Source organism: Nocardioides hwasunensis, assembly GCF_014779665.1.
Classification (GTDB): domain Bacteria; phylum Actinomycetota; class Actinomycetes; order Propionibacteriales; family Nocardioidaceae; genus Nocardioides; species Nocardioides hwasunensis.
On the sequence record NZ_JACXYY010000005.1, the window covers coordinates 23,937 to 43,165 of the forward strand.

At 71.5% G+C, this 19,229-nt stretch carries 11 protein-coding genes; 9 read left to right on the forward strand and 2 right to left on the reverse strand.

Features of this window, described 5'->3' with window-relative positions:
• Positions 1-108 precede the first annotated feature (108 nt).
• On the forward strand, positions 109-7,032 hold the full coding sequence (locus tag IEZ25_RS12605) for an OmpL47-type beta-barrel domain-containing protein (RefSeq protein WP_191199804.1): 6,924 nt from the start codon (positions 109-111) through the stop codon (positions 7,030-7,032).
• A 1,525-nt stretch (positions 7,033-8,557) separates the two neighbouring features.
• Here IEZ25_RS12605 and IEZ25_RS12610 read toward each other — a convergent pair.
• Complete coding sequence (locus IEZ25_RS12610; protein ID WP_191199805.1) at positions 8,558-8,959, reverse strand: VOC family protein; 402 nt, start codon at positions 8,957-8,959, stop codon at positions 8,558-8,560.
• Positions 8,960-9,094: 135 nt separating this feature from the next.
• On the opposite strand from IEZ25_RS12610, the gene IEZ25_RS12615 reads away from it, so the two are divergent.
• From IEZ25_RS12615 to IEZ25_RS22275, 8 genes are all read left to right on the forward strand, one after another.
• The gene (locus tag IEZ25_RS12615; RefSeq protein ID WP_191199806.1) at positions 9,095-10,156 is read left to right on the forward strand and encodes an LLM class flavin-dependent oxidoreductase; all 1,062 of its coding nucleotides are present in this window, start codon (positions 9,095-9,097) and stop codon (positions 10,154-10,156) included.
• Positions 10,157-10,255: 99 nt separating this feature from the next.
• The gene (locus IEZ25_RS12620) at positions 10,256-11,335 is read left to right on the forward strand and encodes an ABC transporter substrate-binding protein (protein WP_191199807.1); all 1,080 of its coding nucleotides are present in this window, start codon (positions 10,256-10,258) and stop codon (positions 11,333-11,335) included.
• The gene (locus tag IEZ25_RS12625) at positions 11,335-12,171 is read left to right on the forward strand and encodes an ABC transporter permease (RefSeq protein ID WP_191199808.1); all 837 of its coding nucleotides are present in this window, start codon (positions 11,335-11,337) and stop codon (positions 12,169-12,171) included. The genes IEZ25_RS12620 and IEZ25_RS12625 overlap by 1 nt, the downstream gene beginning before the upstream one ends.
• Positions 12,147-12,929 carry an ABC transporter ATP-binding protein gene (locus IEZ25_RS12630; RefSeq protein WP_191199809.1) on the forward strand — a complete coding sequence of 261 codons (783 nt, stop codon included), beginning with the start codon at positions 12,147-12,149 and terminating at the stop codon, positions 12,927-12,929. The genes IEZ25_RS12625 and IEZ25_RS12630 overlap by 25 nt, the downstream gene beginning before the upstream one ends.
• Entirely contained in the window at positions 12,926-14,284 is a 1,359-nt protein-coding gene (locus IEZ25_RS12635; protein WP_318152203.1) for an LLM class flavin-dependent oxidoreductase, read from the forward strand. Before IEZ25_RS12630 ends, IEZ25_RS12635 begins: the two co-directional genes overlap by 4 nt.
• Positions 14,281-15,339, forward strand: coding sequence for an aldo/keto reductase (locus IEZ25_RS12640; protein WP_191199810.1), 1,059 nt, complete (start codon positions 14,281-14,283; stop codon positions 15,337-15,339). Before IEZ25_RS12635 ends, IEZ25_RS12640 begins: the two co-directional genes overlap by 4 nt.
• A gap of 152 nt (positions 15,340-15,491) precedes the next feature.
• On the forward strand, positions 15,492-16,580 hold the full coding sequence (locus tag IEZ25_RS12645; protein ID WP_191199811.1) for an alkene reductase: 1,089 nt from the start codon (positions 15,492-15,494) through the stop codon (positions 16,578-16,580).
• A gap of 58 nt (positions 16,581-16,638) precedes the next feature.
• Entirely contained in the window at positions 16,639-17,811 is a 1,173-nt protein-coding gene (locus IEZ25_RS22275; protein ID WP_318152204.1) for a DUF418 domain-containing protein, read from the forward strand.
• On the opposite strand, the gene IEZ25_RS12655 is transcribed toward IEZ25_RS22275, so the two are convergent.
• Positions 17,789-19,195, reverse strand: coding sequence for an MFS transporter (locus IEZ25_RS12655; protein ID WP_191199812.1), 1,407 nt, complete (start codon positions 19,193-19,195; stop codon positions 17,789-17,791). The genes IEZ25_RS22275 and IEZ25_RS12655 overlap by 23 nt on opposite strands.
• Positions 19,196-19,229: the final 34 nt, after the last annotated feature.

A 19,229-nucleotide genomic window follows, 5' to 3' on the forward strand; every position in this document is an offset into this window, starting at 1 on the left:
TGGCAGGCAACTTTTGATTGACCGTTGCGCAGAAGTCTGCGAGCGTCCACTCCTGTGGTGCTGGTGACGTGTGTCACATGCACCCTCCCCATCGACCCGGAGGCTCGGATGTCCCTCTCTGCTCGCCCGATCGCACGTACGTCCGCCCGCCCGGTTGCCGAGACCGCCCTGCTGGCGGTCCTCGCGCTCATCGGAGGCCTGCTGCTCGGCGTGGGCGTCGCGGCGCCCGCGCAGGCCCATCCCGGGCACGGGCACGTGCTGCTGTTCAACGCCGCGCCGGCCGGCCCGTGGCACGACGCCGCCATCGAGTACGGCACGCCGAGGCTCAAGGCGGCGCTCGAGGCGAAGGGCATGACGGTCACGGTCTCCGCCGACGCGTCGGTGTTCACCGACGAGAACCTCGAGCAGTTCGACGCGATGGTCGCCTTCCAGACCAACGGCGACCCGTGGAACGCGGCGCAGAAGGCGGCGATGGAGCGCTGGATGCAGGCCGGAGGCGGCATCGCAGCGGTGCACAACGCCACCGACATGCGCGGCAACTACGACTGGTGGGACGAGATGGTCGGCTCGCTGATGCCCGGCCACGCGCCCACGGGCAACGACCCCGGCCCCGAGGGCGTCGTCCGGGTCGAGGACCACGTGCACCCCTCCACCGACCACCTGACCGAGACCCGCTGGACCCGCAACGACGAGTGGTACAACTTCTCCAACAACGTCCGCGGCACCGCGCACGTCCTGGCCACCATGGACGAGAGCACGTACTCCGGCGGCACCCAGGGCTACGACCACCCGATCTCGTGGTGCAAGCCCTACGACGGCGGGCGCTTCTGGGCCACCGCGATGGGTCACTTCCCCTCGCACTACGACGAGCCGAAGTTCATGGAGCACCTCGTCGGCGGCATCGCCTACGTCGCGGGTCTCGAGGAGGGCGACTGCGGCGGCACGGTGTGGGACAGCTTCGAGCGCGTCCCGCTCGACCAGAACACCTCCGCGCCGTTCGCCATCGACGTCGCCGACGACGGCAAGGTCTTCTACACCGAGCTCGTCCGCGGCCAGCTGCGGATGTACGACCCGGCGACCCAGGCCGTGACCACCGTCCTGCAGCTGCCGGTCTACTCCGGCGGCGAGGACGGCCTCCTCGGTGTCGCGCTCGACCCCGGCTTTACCGACAACGGACACCTCTACCTCTACCGCTCGGCTGAGTCCCCGGACAACGCGGACCCCGACAACTTCATCTCGACGGTGTCGCGCTTCACCTTCGCGAACGGCTCGGTCGACGCCGACACCGAGAAGGTCATCATCGAGATCCCTGCCCGTCGGCTGCCCGACGAGCCCGGCCACACCGGCGGCGGCCTCGACATCGACGCCGACGGCAACCTGTTCATCGGCGTCGGCGACGACGTGAACCCGCACTCCGAGCCCTCCGGTGGCTACGCGCCGCTGTCCGAGCGGGCCGGCACGTTCCACGACGCCCGCGAGACCTCGGCCAACACCAACGACCTGCGCGGCAAGATCCTGCGGATCACCCCGCTCGCCGACCCGGGCGACCCCGGCGTCGACTCCAGCTACTCCATCCCCGAGGGCAACCTGTTCCCCGAGTCCGAGGACGTCGGGCGCGACAAGACCCTGCCCGAGATCTACGCCATGGGCTTCCGCAACCCGTTCCGCTTCTCCATCGACGACGAGACCGGCTGGCTGAGCATGGCCGACTACTCGCCCGACAACGGCACCGACGCCCCCGCCACCCGCGGCCCCGCCGGCATCGCCGAGTGGAACCTCATCAAGACCCCGGGCAACTACGGCTGGCCGATGTGCATGGGCGGCAACCACCAGGGTCAGAACCCGAACGGCGAGCCGTTCCGCGACGTCGACTACGGCAGCACGACCCCGTTGAACCCGCCGGTCGTCGGCGACTACTTCGACTGCGCCAAGCCGATCAACGACTCGGTGCGCAACACCGGTCTCACCGAGCTGCCGCCGGCCCGCGCGGCCGACATGTACTACGGCTACCAGCGCTCGTCGGTCCCCGGCGCGATCCCGCAGGGTGGCGGCCTGGCCCCGATGGGCGGCCCGATCTACCGCTACGACGCCGAGCTCGACTCCGACACCAAGTTCCCGGCGTCCTACGACGGCAAGCCCTTCTTCTACGAGTGGGCGCGCAACAAGATGTTCTCCATCCAGCTCAAGGACCCGGCCTCCGGCGAGCCGGGCACCGAGGTGGAGAAGGTCAACCCGTTCCTGCCCAACGTCCCCTTCCTCGCGCCGATCGACTCCAAGTTCGGCCCTGACGGCTCGATGTACGTCCTGGACTGGGGCGGCGGCTACGGCCGCGACAACCCCAACTCGGGCCTGTACCGCATCGACTACATCAGCGGCTCCCGCTCGCCGATCGCCCGGATCTCCGTCGACAAGGACTCGGGCCAGGCGCCCCTCACCGTCGAGTTCGACGGCAGCGGCTCCACCGACCCCGAGGGTGAGGAGATCACCTACGACTGGGACTTCGACGGTGACGGCTCGACCGACGGGACCGGGGAGACGGTCACCCACGAGTACACCGACGAGGGCGTCTACAACGCGCGCCTCACGGTGACGGACCCCGCCGGGAAGACCGGCACCACGACCGTCCCGATCACGATCGGCAACACTCGACCGGTGGTCGAGATCGAGACCCCGCCCGCCGGCGCGTTCTTCGACTTCGGCGACGAGGTGAGCTGGGAGGTCGCGGTCACCGACCCCGAGGACGGCGACGTCGACCCGCAGCGCGTCGAGGTGCAGCCGGCGCTCGGCCACGACGAGCACGCCCACCCGCTGACGGCCTCCCGCGGCCTGACCGGCAGCACGGTGACGTCCATCGGCGGGCACGCGGCGGACGAGAACATCTTCTACGCCATCGACGCCCGCTACACCGACACCGGTGGCGCTGACGGCGAGAACCCGCTGCTCGGCTCGGACACCGCGGTCATCTACCCGAAGCTGCGCCAGGCCGAGTGGTTCAACCGCAAGTCCGCCAGCGCCACCCTCGCGCCCGGCCGTGACGCGGCCGGCGGCGGCCAGGTCGTGGTCGGCAGGGACGGCGCATGGGTGAACTTCGAGCCGGTGAGCTTCCACCGCATCGAGACCTTCAACCTCCGGGTCCAGGCCTCGGCCGAGGGGGGCACCATCGAGATGCGCGACGGCAGCCCGACGGGTGAGCTCGTCGGCACCGCCGAGGTGCCCGCCGGGCAGCAGTTCCGCGACGTCGCGGTCGACGTCAGCGAGCTCGGCAGCGAAACCATGGACCTCTACCTGGTCTTCACCGGGGCGAGCGACATCAGGCTCAACTTCTTCGAGGCCGTCGGCCAGGGCATCTCGCCGAAGGCCAAGCCGGTCGTGGCGATCACCGCACCGCTCGACGGCGACCGGCTCGACCCCGGCACCGAGGTCGAGGTGGCCGCTGAGGCCTCCGACGCCGACGGCACCATCACCAAGGTCGAGTTCTTCGAGGGCGACACCAAGATCGGCGAGGACACCACTGCGCCGTACTCCGTCACGTGGACGACCTCGCAGGACGAGGGGCTCGTCAACCTCACCGCGAAGGCGACCAGCGACGACGGCGACACCACCACCTCACGACTCGTGCAGGTGCAGGTGGGCGAGCTCTTCGGCGACCTGCTGACCTTCAGCAACGTCGGCGGCGAGTTCGAGCGGATCGGTGCCGGCGCGTTCCGGCTCACCGGAGCCGGCGACGACACCTGGCAGGGGACGGACCAGTACACCGCGCTCTACCACCCGGCCGGCGGCGACGAGTCGTACGACGCCGTGGTCCGCGTCGACGCGAGCACGCTCACGCACCAGTCGGGCAAGGCCGGGCTGATCATCCGCAACGACATGACGCAGCCCGGCACCTCGCCCGGCTACGCGATGGTCGCCTGGCGCCCGAGCGGCGGCATGGAGTTCCTCACCGACCCCGACGGCAACGGCCAGCTCAACGCGTCCGTCGCCGGCGGCACCAGCGGCACCACGAAGTGGCTCAAGCTGAGCCGCCGAGGCGGCGAGGTGTCGGCGTTCTGGTCGAACAACGGGACCTCCTGGACCCAGATCGGGGCCGCGGTGACGCTGGCCAACATCGGCTCCACGCAGGACGTCGGCATGTTCGTGATGTCGCACGAGTCCGCGGCGAAGTCGGCCGACTTCTCGCAGTTCGCCATCGACACCGACCCGCAGGAGGAGGAGCCGGAGGCGCCCAGCGAGCCGCTCAGCTGCGTCGGCGGCCCGGTCTCGGACGAGTTCGACTCGCCCGGCGTGCTGCCGAAGTGGGCGCTGCGCACCGCACCGGGCTCCGCGATCACCCAGACGGGCGGCGCGCTGCGCCTGCCGGTCACCGCGGGCGACATCAACGAGGCCAGCACCGGACCGGTGAGCTTCGCCGGACAGTCGATGCCGAGCGGCAACTGGACCGCCACCACGAAGATCACGCTGGACCACAGCTCCCACTGGCAGTGGGCCGGGCTGGTCGTGCACAAGAGCGACGACGAGTACAACAAGCTCGCCTTCGTTCGGCACCAGGACGGCGGCCGGCTGGTCGAGTTCCAGTCGGAGACCAACGGGACGCGATCGACACCGGGCGCGCCGCGGCTGTCGGCCGACTTCCCGAAGACCATCCACCTCCGGCTGACCAACACCGGAGGGACGCTGAGGGCGGCGTACTCGGCGGACGGGTCGGCGTGGACCGACGTCAACGGGACGACGGCGCTCAAGACCGGCGCCGGCACGAAGATCGGTGTCATGGCGGCCGGCGACCTCGGCACCGCGCCGCGCGTCGCGGAGGTCGACTGGTTCCGGGTCAGCCCGGACGGCACGGCCTCGACGGTGACGGCCGACGACGAGTTCGACGGCACCAGCCTGGACGGCTGCCGCTGGGCTGCGTCGGTGCGCTACAACTCCAACACCGCCTCGGTGGCGGACGGGCACCTGAAGATCGGCACCGAGCCCGGAGACATCAACGGCGACAACCCGCTCTCGCCGCGCAACTTCATCCTGCAGGACGCCCCCGAGGGTGACTGGGTGGCCGAGACGAGGTTCAAGGCGCCGCTCAAGCACCGCTACCAGCTCGCCGGGCTGCTGATGTACGGCGACGACGACAACTACGCCAAGGCCGACGTGGTCGCCTACAACGCTCCGGGCTCCGGTGTGGACCTGCGCGCCGAGATCGCAGCGGAGAAGGACGGCAACGGCCTGCCCGGCGGCGACGCGATCGACATCGCAGACACCACCGAGAGCGGCTATTGGTGGGTGCAGGTCACCAAGGTCGGCACCACCTACACCGCAGCGGTGAAGTCGACCGCGGGTGCCTCGTGGACCCCGATCGGGGACGGCATCACCTATGACGGGCCGCTCAACTCCCTCGGGCTGATGGCCATCGGCCCGCAGCAGGAGGAGCCCGTCACGGTCGAGTTCGACTGGTTCCACCTCGACGCCGAGGAGGAGCCCACCGAGGACACGACGGCGCCGACCACCACGGCGACGAAGACGGTCGTCGCGGGCGGCGTCCAGGTGACCCTCACCGCCACCGACGACGAGGGCGGGTCCGGCGTCGCCTCGACCGAGTACCGGATCGACGAGGGTGGCTGGACGGCCTACGACGGTCCCTTCGTGATCAGCGAGCCGGGCACCTACACGGTCGCGTTCCACTCCACCGACGCGGCCGGCAACGTCGAGGAGGACACGAGCATCGAGGTCGTCGTGGACGCCCCCGACGACGCCGCGCCGACGACGACCCTCACCTGGTCGCCTGCGGCTCCGGACGGCAAGGCGGGCTGGTACGTCAGCGCGCCGAGCTTCACCCTGGCTGCTGACGACGGCGACGGGTCCGGCGTGGCGTCGACGGACTACCGCATCGACGGCGGCGCGTGGACGGCGTACGACGCCGCGGTCGAGGTCACGGACGGCGAGCACACCGTGGAGTTCCGCTCGACCGACGAGGCGGGCAACGCCGAGGAGGCACAGACGTCCGAGGTGAGGGTCGACACCGTCACCCCGGCGACCGGTGCCACCCAGGCGCCCGTCGCGGACGGTGTCCGGGTCACTCTCGAGGCCACCGACGCCACCTCCGGCGTCGAGGGCACCGAGGTCAAGGTCGGACAGGGTGCGTGGCAGGCCTACGCCGAGCCGGTCACGGTGACCGGCGCGGGCGAGCACACGGTGCGCTACCGCTCGACCGACAAGGCCGGCAACGTGGAGGACGAGCAGTCGCTCGTCGTCACGGTCGGCGGTCCACCCGCCGACACGTCGGCACCGGTCACCACCGTGCGCACCGACCCGGCCACGCCGGACGGCCGCGCCGGCTGGTTCACCACGGCGCCGACGGTCACGCTCGCCGCGACCGACGAGGGCTCGGGCGTGGCACGCACCGAGTACCGGATCGGCAGCGGTGCCTGGACGGCGTACGCCGCTCCCTTCCGGATCACCGCGGAGGGCCTGTCGGTCCTGGAGACGCGCTCGATCGACGAGGCCGGCAACGTGGAGACCGTCCAGTCGAGGCAGGTGTCGCTCGACACCACCGGTCCGCAGGTCGTGATCGGCGGGATCCGCGAGCGCAGCTATCCGAGCCACAAGGCGACGACGGTGGCGTGGACGGCGACCGACGCGACGTCCGGTGTGCGCAGCGTCAGGGCGACGCTCGACGGCGAGAGCGTCGAGCCGGGGGAGTGGCAGATGTGGACGCTCTCCACGGGTCGCCACGTCCTCACCGTCACGGCGACCGACGTCGCGGGCAGCACCAGCTCGCAGACGGTGGTCTTCACGGTGAAGGCGACCCAGGCCTCGCTGAAGAAGGTCGTCAAGGCCGCCGCGGCCGACGGCGACCTCGGGCCCAAGCTGGCGAACAAGCTCATGCAGCTGGAGAAGGACGCCCGCAAGGCGGGGAAGAAGGGCGAGCGTCGCGCCGAGAAGAAGCACCTCAAGGCGATGCGCAAGCTGGTCCGCACGAAGGTGAAGGGCGACCTGCGCGAGGCGCTGTTGGTCCAGGTGAGGGAGCGCCTGAAGATGCGGTGACACAGCGGTGACGGCCTGGAAGTGACCGGGTCCGGAGACGACTTCGGTCGCTCCGGGCCCGGTCGCTCCACGTGGTGGGTCCTTGCGTGCTGGCCGGCGCGAGCCTCGAGGCGCCCACTGCGTCGGAGCCCTGTTCGTCAGTGTGACGCTTGATGGGGACGGCTCGAGTGGGGTCGTCGAGATCGCATGACGCCAGACGAGTGGGGCGACCTGTGCTCCATGGGCGGCTGGGAGATGGATGGCGCAGCGCAGCACGTCCGATGACAGGTGAGAGAGCTCCCGCGTGACAAGCGCTACCTGGTCTACGGCCTGTACAACCTCGTGTTCTAGGACAGTCCGTCGCTGCCGATCGGTCCGGCCCTTGCTCGGTTGCAGGAGCTGGCCGCCCAACACCCGACCGGCATTCCGGGCGCGGGCTGGTAGGCGTACAAGCCGGACCAGACCTCGACCTCGAAGTGGTCCGGACCTGCCGCGAACAGGGCACGGATCTGCCGATGTGCGGTGGTGTCGTCGGCCGAGCGGGCCGGAGCTGTGGGAGCCGGTCTGGTCCGGCGAGGGATCTCGGCTGGGCGACACCGGCCGTGCCGTGGAGCGGCCTCGTGCAGGTCGACGTGGAGGACGCCCTTCGGCGCCAGTGTGCGAGGTCGAGCTCCGGGTCGGGTGCGGCGGTGTGCTCGAGGAGGAGCTCGAACAGCTCGGCGGGGCGGGCTAGCCAGACGAAAGCCTCGGCGCGCAGGTCGTCCGGGTGGGCGTCGGGATGCCGTGGCACGATGATCTCGACGACGCGCGAGACGGTGGCGTCGACCGCCGCTGCGTCGCCGGCGTCGAGCCTCGCGAACAGCATGCGCAGGCCGAACTCGTCGGTGCGCCCGAGGCGCGCGAAGCGGCGGCGCCGCTCGGCCTCGCACCGCTCCTCGTGGAGGGCGGTGTCGGCCTCGATGACCTTGGCAGCTGCGACGTCGAGCACGCGGCCGATGGACTCGGTCGCGATCATCCGCGACATCGCCCTGTCGACCAGGCCCACCTTGGCGAGCGGCAGGTGCCGCGAGAGCTTCGCGATCCGGCGGGCGACCCAGACCTCGCACTCCCCGCGCACGCACACCGCCCACGTGAGCGGCAGGCGGTGCTGCAGGTCGAGCGCGTCGGCCAGCATGTGCTGCGTCGCGGTGACACCGGCGCCCCGCGCCATCGCGATCTCGCCGAGGCAGAAGTCCTGGACCGAGGGGGTGCCCTCGCCACCGACCTGGCGGAGCACGTTGCCCGTCCTGCGGGCGATGCGTCCGTCAGGCCCCTGCGTCGGGTCGGTGGAGTGCATGGCAGCCCACGCGACGACGACCTCGAGCTTGCGCACCTCCGCCCGGCGAGCCGCGCGCTCCGCCTCCGTCGATGCAGCCAGCAGCCCGGCGGCGTCGAGGTCGAGGAGGTCGGTCGGCATGAGAGAAATCTACCGACCACCACCGACACTCTGACCTGCGCAAACAGACCTGTGGAGAACCATGAGCGAACGTGTGAGCGAGAAGCAAGATCAGGCGGGACTGACCCCGTCGCCCCCGGCCGAGGTCGACCAGTCGGGCAGCTCCTGCAGGTGCCACTGGTTGCCATCGGGGTCGCTGAAGTGGACGAAACGCCCCCACGGCTGCGGGTCCACCTCGCTCACCTCGACTCCGCGCGCCACCAGGTCGGCGTACGACGCGTCGGAGTCCGCGATCACCATCTGCAGGTTGTCGAGCGATCCCGGCTCCATCCCCGTCAGGCCGCGGCCGACCGCGATCGAGCAGGCCGAGCCAGGCGGCGTGAGCTGCACGAAACGCACCTCCTCGCTCACGGTCTGGTCGTGGTCGGCGTGGAACCCCGCCCGCACGTAGAACTCCTTGGCCCGGTCGACGTCCGTCACGGGCACCATCACCAGCTCGAGCTTCATGTCCATGCCTCGACGGTAGGACGGTTTCAGGTCACCGGGTGTCCGCATTCGCGATGGTGTGCCGGCTCGTCTCGTTCGGGCGACCACGCGCGTGTGCTATCTGTAGTAACTCACTACAGAAAATGCAGAAAGGGACGCTCGATGGAGTTCCTCTGGTACATCCCCAACCAGGTCGACCCCGGCCACCGCCTCGACGACACCGTCCAGGGGCACAACAGCCTGAGCCGTCTGACCAGCCTCGCGCGGCTGACGGAGGACCACGGGTGGCGCGGCGCGCTGATCGGCACAGGCTGGAAGCGGCCCGACACGTTCACGGTCGCCACTGCGCTGGCCGCGGCCACGACCACGTTCAACCCGCTCGTCGCGATCCGGCCCGGCTACTGGACGCCGGCTCACTTCGCCTCCTCGGCAGCGACGCTGGACCAGCTCAGTGGTGGGCGGGTGAAGGTCAACATCGTCAGCGGCCCGGACCACCAGCCGCAGTACGGCGACGACGAGGGCGACCAGGCGGCGAGGTACGCCCGGACCCGCGAGTTCATGCGGCTGGTCCGGCGCTACTGGACCGAGGACGACATCACCGTCGAGGGCGAGCACTACGCCGCTTCGGGCGCGACGCTCGAGCACAAGCCGGTCGCCCGCGAGGGCCGAGCACACCCACAGCTCTACTTCGGAGGCGCCTCCGAAGCGGCCCAGCGGACCGCGGCGGCCGAAGCGGACGTCCAGCTCTTCTGGGGCGAGCCGCTCGACGGGGTCGCGGCGCGCATCGACCACCTGCGCGCCCTGAGCGTCGAGGTCGGGCGCGACCTGCCACCCCTGGAGTACGGCCTGCGCATCACCACGCTGGTGCGCGACACGACCGAGGAGGCGTGGGCCGACGCGGAGGCCAGGGTCGCAGCGATGGCCGAGGGCACGGACGAGTGGTTCGTCGACCCGGGCCGGCGCGTGGCGGTCGGCCAGCAGCGCCTGCTCGACCTGGCCCAGCAGGGCGACGTCCTCGACGAATGCCTCTACACCGCTCCGGGCCGGGTGGGCGGCGGTGGCGCCGGCACGACCTGGCTCGTCGGCTCGCCGGACGACGTGGCCAAGGCGCTGCTGCGGTACGCCGACCTCGGCGTCACCCACTTCGTCCTGAGCGACACGCCCTACGAGCGGGAGATCGTGCGCGTCGGCGACTCGCTGCTCCCGCTCCTGCGCACGGCCTGAGATCCCGCGCGCCCGCGAGGGAACGCCTGTCGCTCAAATCTGTGGTTAGTCGACTGGATTACATTACTTTGGTGGTTCCACCCACGAAGGAGACCTGTGATGTCACGACGAGGGCCCCGTCCGAACCCGCACCGTCGCCCGCTGTTCCGCACCTCCGTCCCGACCGTCCTGCTGGCGACCGTCGGCCTGCTCGCGCTGTCCGCCTGCGGCAGCTCCGACTCGGGACCGAGGCTCGAGCTGTCGGCGGCCCTGCCCGACGCCGCCGCGGACGGCACCGTGCTGCGCGTCGGCGACCCCGCGACCCAGGTGGCACTGGAGACCTCGGGCCTCGTCGACGACCTCGACATCGACGTCGAGTGGGCCAACATCACCGGCGGTCCGAAGACGCTCGAGGCCTTCCGGGCCGACGCGATCGACATCGGCTCTGTCGCGGACATCCCACCGCTCTTCGCGCACTGGACCGGCACCGACGTCCGCATCGTCGCCGCCCGCGAGACCGTCGACCCCGCCGAGCACCCGACCTACGAGCTGGGTGTCGCGCCGGGCGTGGACGTGGCGCGCATCGAGGACCTGAAGGGCAAGAAGATCGCCTACAGCCCCGGCCAGGCCCAGGGCGCGCTCGTGCTCAACGTGCTGCGCGAGGCCGGGCTCACCCAGGACGACGTCGAGCTCGTCGAGATGCAGAGCGTCGACGACGCCTTCTCCGTGGCGCTGGCCAGCAACCAGGTCGACGTGGCCCCGCTCGGCCAGTCGCTGGTGAAGACCTACCTCGCGAAGTACGAGCAGGACGGCGCCACCACGATCCCGCCGGGCGTGCGCGACGACGCCTGGACGCTCTACGCGCCCACCTCCGTGCTCGAGGACGCCGACAAGGCCGCCGCGATCAAGGAGTACGTGGGGCTCTGGGCGCAGGCCCAGCAGTGGATCTCCGAGAACCCCGACGAGTTCGCGCAGGCCTACTACGTCGACCACGAGGGACTCTCACCCGAGGACGCGACGTACGTCGTCGACGCGCTCGGCGAGTTCACCGTGCCGACCGACTGGGACGACTTCATCACCCGCCACCAGCAGACGGTCGACACCCTCGTGAAGGAGCAGGACCAGGAGCCGCTCGACGTGGAGACCCTCTACGACCGGCGCTTCGAGAAGGCCATCGCGGCTGCGGTGGAGGGGTCCTGATGGCCACCCTGGCCACGCCTGCGCGCCCGGTCGCCGCGACCGAGGACGTACGTCCGGTGCGACGCCGGCTCGGCCCCGGCGCCCCGATCCGCTTCGGTGGTCTGATCGGCATAGCGGCGCTTCTGGGTGCCTGGGTCGTCGGCTCGGCCACCGGCCTGCTCGACCCGCGCAACCTCACCGAGCCGTGGACGGTGGTCGCCACCGCCGGGACGCTGGTCGAGAACGGCCGTCTGCAGGAGAGCCTGGTGACCTCGGGGGTGCGCGCCGCCCTCGGCCTGGGCCTCGGCGTCGCGGTCGGCACGGTCCTCGCCGTGGTCTCAGGGCTCTCCAGGATCGGCGAGTCCCTCATCGACGGGCCGATCCAGGTCAAGCGCTCCATCCCGACGCTGGCCCTGATCCCGCTGCTCATCCTGTGGCTGGGCATCGGCGAGCCGATGAAGGTCATCACGATCGCGCTGGCTGTCTTCGTGCCGATCTACATCCACACCCACAACGGCCTGCGCTCCATCGAGGGGAGGTACGCCGAGCTCGCAGAGACCCTCGGCGTCAGCCGCGCCGAGTTCGTCCGACACGTCGTGCTCCCGGGCGCGATGCCCGGCTTCCTGCTCGGCCTGCGCTTCGCGGTGACCTCGTCGCTGCTCGCGCTCGTCGTGGTGGAGGTCATCAACGCCACGAGCGGGATCGGCCACATGATCACGCTGGCGTCCAACTACGGCCAGACCGACATCATCGTCGTCGGCCTGGTCGTCTACGCGCTGCTGGGCGTCACCGCCGACGCGGCCGTCCGGCTCATCGAGAGGAAGGCACTGTCATGGCGTCGCACACTGGCGAGCTGAAGCTCGACGCTGCTGTCCGGGTCCAGGCCCTGCACCGCAGCTTCAACGAGGCGGGCGGCGTGCTGAACGGCCTCGACCTCGACATCGCGCCCGGCGAGTTCGTGGCGCTCCTGGGCCGCAGCGGCTCGGGCAAGAGCACCCTCCTGCGTGCGCTCGCGGGCCTCGACCGCGGTGTCGCGGGCCACGGCCGCATCGCGGTGCCCGAGCGCGTCTCGGTCGTCTTCCAGGACTCGCGGCTGCTGCCGTGGAAGCGGCTGCTCGACAACGTCGTCCTCGGTCTCCGGGTCCCGGGCGCCGCCGAGCGCGGCTCGCAGACCCTGGCCGAGGTGGGCCTGGCCGGGCGGGAGAAGGCATGGCCCCACGAGCTCTCGGGCGGCGAGCAGCAGCGCGCGTCCCTGGCCCGCTCGCTCGTGCGCGAACCGCAGCTGCTCCTGGCCGACGAGCCGTTCGGAGCTCTCGACGCGCTCACCCGGATCCGCATGCACACCCTGCTGCGGAGGCTCTGCGAGGTGCACCGGCCGGCAGTCCTGCTCGTCACCCACGACGTCGACGAGGCGATCGTGCTCGCCGACCGCGTGATCGTGCTCGACGACGGCGTCGTGCGCCACGACGCGCGGATCGACCTCGGCACCCGCCGCTCGCAGGCCGACCCGGCCTTCGCGCGGCTGCGCGCCGAGCTGCTCCACGAGCTAGGCGTCGAGGACGACCACGACGCCGTGCGCGGCCGCTCGACCCTCGACGAGAGGGCGGCCTCGTGACCGGGTCGCGCCGGCAGCTCCACCTCAACGCGTTCCTGATGAGCACCGGGCACCACGAGGCGTCGTGGCGGCGGGAGGAGAGCGACCCGGCGGCCAACACCGACGTCGCCCACTTCGTACGCCTCGCGCAGACGGCGGAGCGCGGCCTGCTGGACTCGGTGTTCTTCGCCGACAGCCCGGCCCTCATCGGCGAGGTCGGTCGCCGTCCGGCAGGCGCGCTCGAGCCGACCGTCCTGCTGACGGCCATGGGTGCGGCGACGTCGCACATCGGGCTGATCGCCACGGCGTCGACGTCCTACAACGACCCGTTCAACCTGGCCCGTCGCTTCTCCACGCTCGACCACGTCAGCGGCGGACGGGCCGGGTGGAACATCGTGACCACGGCCACGCTCGAGGCGGCGCGCAACTTCGGGCTCGAGGAGCTGCCCGCGCACGCCGATCGCTACCGCCGCGCGCGCGAGTTCGTCGAGGTCGCGACGAAGCTGTGGGACAGCTGGGAGGACGACGCGATCCTGGCCGACAAGGCGGCCGGCCGGTGGGGTGACACCTGCCGGGTGCACCCGATCGACCACGTGGGCCAGCACTTCCGGGTCGCCGGACCGCTCAACCTGCCGCGGTCGCCGCAGGGGCGCCCAGTGCTGGTCCAGGCAGGCTCGTCCGAGGACGGTCGTGACTTCGCCGCGCAGCACGCCGAGGCCATCTTCACCGCCCAGCAGACCCTCGAGGACGCCCAGGACTTCTACGCCGACATCAAGGCCCGCGCCGTCACCTTCGGGCGCGACCCGGGGAGGCTGCTGGTCCTGCCGGGCATCGTCCCGGCGATCGGGTCGACCGAGGCCGAGGCCCGTGCGCTCGAGGAGGAGCTCGACGAGCTCATCCTCCCCGAGTACGCCCGGCGCCAGCTCGCCCGCACGCTGCGCGTGGCGCCCGAGCGGCTCGCGCTCGACGAGCAGCTGCCCGACGAGCTGCCCGACGAGGACCAGATCGAGGGGGCGAAGTCGCGCTACACGCTGATCGTCACCCTGGCCCGGCGGGAGCGACTGACCGTGCGCGAGCTCATCGGTCGCCTCGGCGGGGGACGCGGGCACCGCACGTTCTCCGGCACGCCGGAGCAGGTCGCCGACGCCATCGAGCACTGGTTCACCAGCGGTGCGGCCGACGGCTTCAACGTGATGCCGCCCGCCCTGCCCTCCGGGCTCGACGCCTTCGTCGACCACGTGGTGCCGATCCTGCGCTCGCGCGGGTTGTTCCGCACGGAGTACACAGGAAGCACGCTGCGCGACCACTACGGGCTGGACCGGCCCGTCAGCCAGTACGCGCCCTCGTCGCCGATCCACGTCAAGGAGACTGCATGAACGAGCGCATCAGCTACGAGCACTACCGCCCTCTGGGCCGCACCGGCGTCCAGGTCAGCCCGCTGACCCTCGGCGCGATGATGTTCGGCGCGTGGGGCAACACCGACCACGACGACTCGATCGCGATCATCCACCGCGCGCTCGACGCCGGGATCAACGTCATCGACACCGCCGACGTCTATGCCCGCGGTGAGTCGGAGGAGATCGTGGGCAAGGCGCTGCAGGCCCGCGCGGGCAGCCGCGACGACGTCTTCCTCGCCACCAAGTTCCACGCCGGCATGCACGACGAGGACCCCAACCAGCAGGGCAACTCGCGCCGCTGGATCGTCCGCGAGGTCGAGAGCTCCCTGCGCCGGCTCCAGGTCGACCACATCGACCTCTACCAGGTCCACCGACCCGATCCGAGGGTCGACGTCGACGAGACACTGGGTGCCCTGACCGACCTCGTGCGGCAGGGCAAGATCCGCTACCTCGGCACGTCGACGTTCCTGCCGTCGCAGGTCGTCGAGGCGCAGTGGGTGGCCGAGAAGCGCCAGCGGGAGCGTCCGGTCACCGAGCAGCCGCCGTACTCCATCCTGGCCCGCGAGGTGGAGCGCGACATCCTGCCGACCGCCGAGAAGTACGGCCTCGGCGTGCTGCCGTGGAGCCCGCTCGCCGGTGGGTGGCTCTCGGGCCGCTACCGCCGCGGCGGGGAGCGTCCGGCGACGTCGAGCCGGATGAGCCGCCAGCCCGCGCGGCACGACCCGGACAGCCCCGAGAACCGGGTGAAGCTGGAGGCGGTGTACGCGCTGCAGGAGCTCGCCGAAGAGGCCGGGCTGTCGCTGATCCACCTCGCCATCGGCTTCGTGATCGCCCACCCGGCGATCTCCTCGGCCATCATCGGCCCGCGCACGATGGAGCAGCTCGAGTCGCAGCTCGGCGCCGCGGAGGTGGCGCTGCCGGCCGACGTGCTCGACCGGATCGACGAGATCGTCCCTCCCGGCACCACGCTCAACGAGGCCGACCGCGGTTACGCACCGCCGGCCCTCGTCGAGGCGGCGCTCCGGCGTCGCTGAGGCGTGCCCGCTGTCCGGTCTCGGGGGGACCGGACAGCGGGGACGCGCACGCCCGCAGGGGTGTGACATCGCTCCCCCTGGGGAACAACCGGTGCCGCGCGGTGGCTGAGGTAGGTCGTACATTCCTCAACTTCTCTGGAGGCACCACCTTCATGTCCCGTGCATTCGAGCCCCTCACCGTCGGCCGCTGGCAGCTCCCGCAGCGCTTCGTGATGGCCCCCCTCACCCGCAACCGTGCGGGTGCCGGTCACGCGCCCGGCCCGCTGAACGCCGAGTACTACGGCCAGCGTGCCGGAGCCGGCCTGATCATCACCGAGGGCACCGCGCCGAGCCAGGTGGGTCAGGGATACCTCGACGTCCCCGGTCTCTACACCGACGAGCAGGTCGCCGGTTGGCGGCTGGTCGCCGACGCCGTCCACGCCCGCGACGGGGTGATCGTGGCCCAGCTGATGCACGCGGGTCGCATCGCGCACGCCGACAACAAGGACGGCGTCGAGACGATCGCCCCAAGCGCCGTGCAGGCGCCCGGCGAGATGGTGACCGCGGCCGGCTCCCTGCCCCACGACGTGCCGCGCTCGCCCGGCACCGACGAGATCCCCGGCCTCGTCGCCGACTACGTCACGGCAGCACGCAACGCGATCGCAGCCGGGCTCGACGGCGTGGAGGTGCACGGCGCCAACGGCTACCTGCTGCACCAGTTCCTCGACCCGGCCTCGAACGTCCGCGACGACGTCTACGGCGGGTCGCCGGAGAACCGTGCGCGCTTCGTCGTCGAGGTGGTCACCGCCGTCGCCGAGGCGATCGGCGCCGACCGGGTGGGGCTGCGACTGAGCCCCGGGCACCAGTTCAACGGCATCACCGAGGAGCCCGGCAGCGACCTGACCGCGACCTACCGCGCGGTCGTCGACGGCGTCGCCCCCCTCGGGCTGGCCTACCTGAGCGTGCTCGCCAGCCCGCTCGAGCCCCTCGAGACCCTGGTGCGCGACCTCCACGAGCGCTTCGGTGGCGTGGTGCTCCTCAACAGCGGTTTCGGGGACATCACCTCGCTGAAGTCCGTCGAGGACCTGCTCGAGACCGGACTGGCCGACGCCGTCGTGGTCGGGCGCCCGTTCCTCGCCAACCCGGACCTCGCCGAGCGCTGGCGCCGGGGTGCCGAGCTCAACGAGCCGGACCAGTCGACGTTCTACGGCGGTGGGGCCGAGGGCTACACCGACTACCCGACGCTCGACCAGGCTTCCTGAGCGACCGGCGGTGGCGGTCCGCTGTCAATAATGGAGTGAACGCTCTAGTATTACGGCTGTGACCGCCACCGCCGCGCCCCGCGCCGGGTCGACGCCCACCACGGAACGGTCCCTCGGCCCGGACCTGGCGCGCGGGGTGATGCTGCTCGCGATCGCGCTGGCCAACTCGCACTACTTCCTGGTGGGGTCGTCGTACCTCGGCGGCTTCCCGCTCGGGCAGGGGCCGGTCGACCGGGCAGTGGCGTGGGCGACCACGACCTTCGTCGACGGACGCGCGTTCCCGATGTTCGGCCTGCTCTTCGGCTACGGCGTCGCGCAGATCGTCCGGCGGCAGGGGGACGCACGACCGCGGACCGTGCGCCGCCTGCTGTGGCGACGGGCCGGCGTGCTCGTCGTCGTCGGCTTCCTCCACGCGGTCCTGCTCTACGTCGGCGACATCCTCGCGGCCTACGGCGTGCTGCTCCTCGTCGGTGCGTGGGCCGTGCGCTGGCGCGACGGCTGGCTGCTCGGTGTCGCGGCGGCGTTCTGGCTGCTCACGGCGCTTCCCGGCGACGGGACCCTCGCCGACGCCACCGAGGGGCCCGACCTCGCCACCATGCTGCCGACCGACCTCGGGGCGATGCTCGTGGACCGTGCCTTCGCGTCCGCGTTCATCGCCTCGCTGGGACCCGTCGGGTTCGCGTGCCCCTTCCTCCTCGGGCTCTGGGCCGGACGCCGACGGCTGCTCGAGCGGCCGGCGGCCGAGCATCGGGCGCGGCGTGCGCGGGGTCTGCTCGCCGTCGGGCTGGGCGGGGTCGCCGCCGCGGCCGTCGGTGCCCAGCCGCTCGCCCTGCTCCAGCTCGGAGGCGGTGTGGTGCCCGACGGGCCGACCCTGTCGCGGCTGGCCGCCCTGCACGACGCGACGGGCGTCCTGGGCGGGCTCGGGTACGCCGCCCTCATCGCGTTGCTCGCCCTGCGGATCGAGGAGTCGGGGCGCGCGGGGCGCCGCGTGGTGCTCGCGCTGCAGGCTGTGGGCCAGCGGTCGATGACCTGCTACCTCGCGCAGTCGGTCGTGTGGACGCTGGCGTTCACACCCGCGCTGCTCGGCCTCGCGGACGACCTGACCATCGCCACCGACGCGCTGCTCGCGATCAGCGCCTGGCTCCTCACGGTGGCGCTCGCCGACTGGCTGCGCCGCACCGGGCGTCGGGGTCCGTTCGAGGTGATCGTCAGGCGGGCGACGTACCGCTGACGGCGTCGGGTCGCACGACGGCCCGCCACGCGGCCAGCACTCCGATCACGCCGATCACGACCGCCAGCACGTAGACGACGGGGAACGGGTCGAGGTCGGCCCGGACCGCGACCGAGTAGGCGATCCCGCTGATCGACAGCGCCAGCGCGGCGCCCAGCGAGTCGGCGACGGTGAGTGCGGAGGAGTTGAATCCCCGGTCCTCGTCGCTGGTCGCGGCGAGCATCGCCACGCCGGTGCGCGGGTAGGCGAAGCCCATGCCGATGCTGGCGAAGACGTAGGCCACGATCGGTCCGAGCGCGGGCACCCCGTCGCCGTGCGAGCGCAGCCAGACCAGCAGCGCGATGCCGGTCACGCCCACGAGCACGACGATCGTCCCGAACCGCAGCGCGGCCTCGTTGGACACCCGCTCGCTGAGGCGCGACGACGCCTGGCTGGACGCCGCCCACACCAGGCCGACGAAGGTCAGGGCGATGCCGGCCTGGCCGGGCGTGAGGTCCCACCGCTCCTGCAGGACGTAGACGATGTAGGCCTCGGCGCAGAAGAAGGACGCGCTCAGCAGGCCCCGTGTCGCGATGACGGACGGCAGCCCTCGGCCGCCGCGCAACGTGCCGACCGGGAGCAGCGGACGCAGCCCGACCACGACGAGGACGAACGCGAGCGCCGCCGCGACCAGGACCAGCCCGCGCCCCGACCCGAGCAGCTCGAGGGCGAGCACCGCGACGGCGGCGAGGACCGCCCAGCCGAGGCGCGAGCGCGGGGTGGGGGCCGGATCGACCGGGACCGGCTGCGAGCGCGCGGTCCCGGTCACCAGCACGGCGGCCACGGCGATCAGGGCGACGATGCCGAGGAACACCCACCGCCAGCCGACGGTGTGCGCGACGAACGCCGCGACACCCGGCCCGAAGAGGGCCGGGAGCACCCAGGCCGCGGCGAACGCGGCGAAGACGGCACCGCGCAGGCGGGCCGGGTAGGCCAGCCCGACGAGCACGTAGGCGACGACGATCATGGCGCCGCTGCCCAGCCCCTGCACGATGCGGCCGAGGACGAAGGCCTCCATGCCAGGCGCGGTCCCGCAGACGACCATGCCGAGGGCGAAGGTGACCATCGACGTCACGAGGGGGCGCAGCGGTCCGCTCCGGTCGGACCACATGCCGGCGACGACCATGCCGACGACTCCGCTGGCGAAGGGCGCCGCGAAGGAGATCGCGTAGTAGTCGAACCCGTCCAGGCTCCGCGCGACCGTGGGCATGATCGTGGTGACGGCCATCGCCTCGAAGGCGGCGAACACGATCAGGGAGAACAGGCCGACGGTGGTCGCGGCGTAGGCCGGGGACAGGATCCCCTCGCGGGGCTCGGTCCCGCTGGGAGTGGTGCTGGTGCTCACCTGACGAAGGTAGGACCTCATGTGCACCAGAGGT

What these genes read in the sequence shown, in the direction of transcription:
- IEZ25_RS12605 (WP_191199804.1), top strand. Translation starts at nt 109, where the DNA reads ATGTCCCTCTCTGCTCGCCCGATCGCACGTACGTCCGCCCGCCCGGTT.
- IEZ25_RS12610 (WP_191199805.1), bottom strand. Translation starts at nt 8,959, where the DNA reads ATGGACATGAAGCTCGAGCTGGTGATGGTGCCCGTGACGGACGTCGAC.
- IEZ25_RS12615 (WP_191199806.1), top strand. Translation starts at nt 9,095, where the DNA reads ATGGAGTTCCTCTGGTACATCCCCAACCAGGTCGACCCCGGCCACCGC.
- IEZ25_RS12620 (WP_191199807.1), top strand. Translation starts at nt 10,256, where the DNA reads ATGTCACGACGAGGGCCCCGTCCGAACCCGCACCGTCGCCCGCTGTTC.
- IEZ25_RS12625 (WP_191199808.1), top strand. Translation starts at nt 11,335, where the DNA reads ATGGCCACCCTGGCCACGCCTGCGCGCCCGGTCGCCGCGACCGAGGAC.
- IEZ25_RS12630 (WP_191199809.1), top strand. Translation starts at nt 12,147, where the DNA reads ATGGCGTCGCACACTGGCGAGCTGAAGCTCGACGCTGCTGTCCGGGTC.
- IEZ25_RS12640 (WP_191199810.1), top strand. Translation starts at nt 14,281, where the DNA reads ATGAACGAGCGCATCAGCTACGAGCACTACCGCCCTCTGGGCCGCACC.
- IEZ25_RS12645 (WP_191199811.1), top strand. Translation starts at nt 15,492, where the DNA reads ATGTCCCGTGCATTCGAGCCCCTCACCGTCGGCCGCTGGCAGCTCCCG.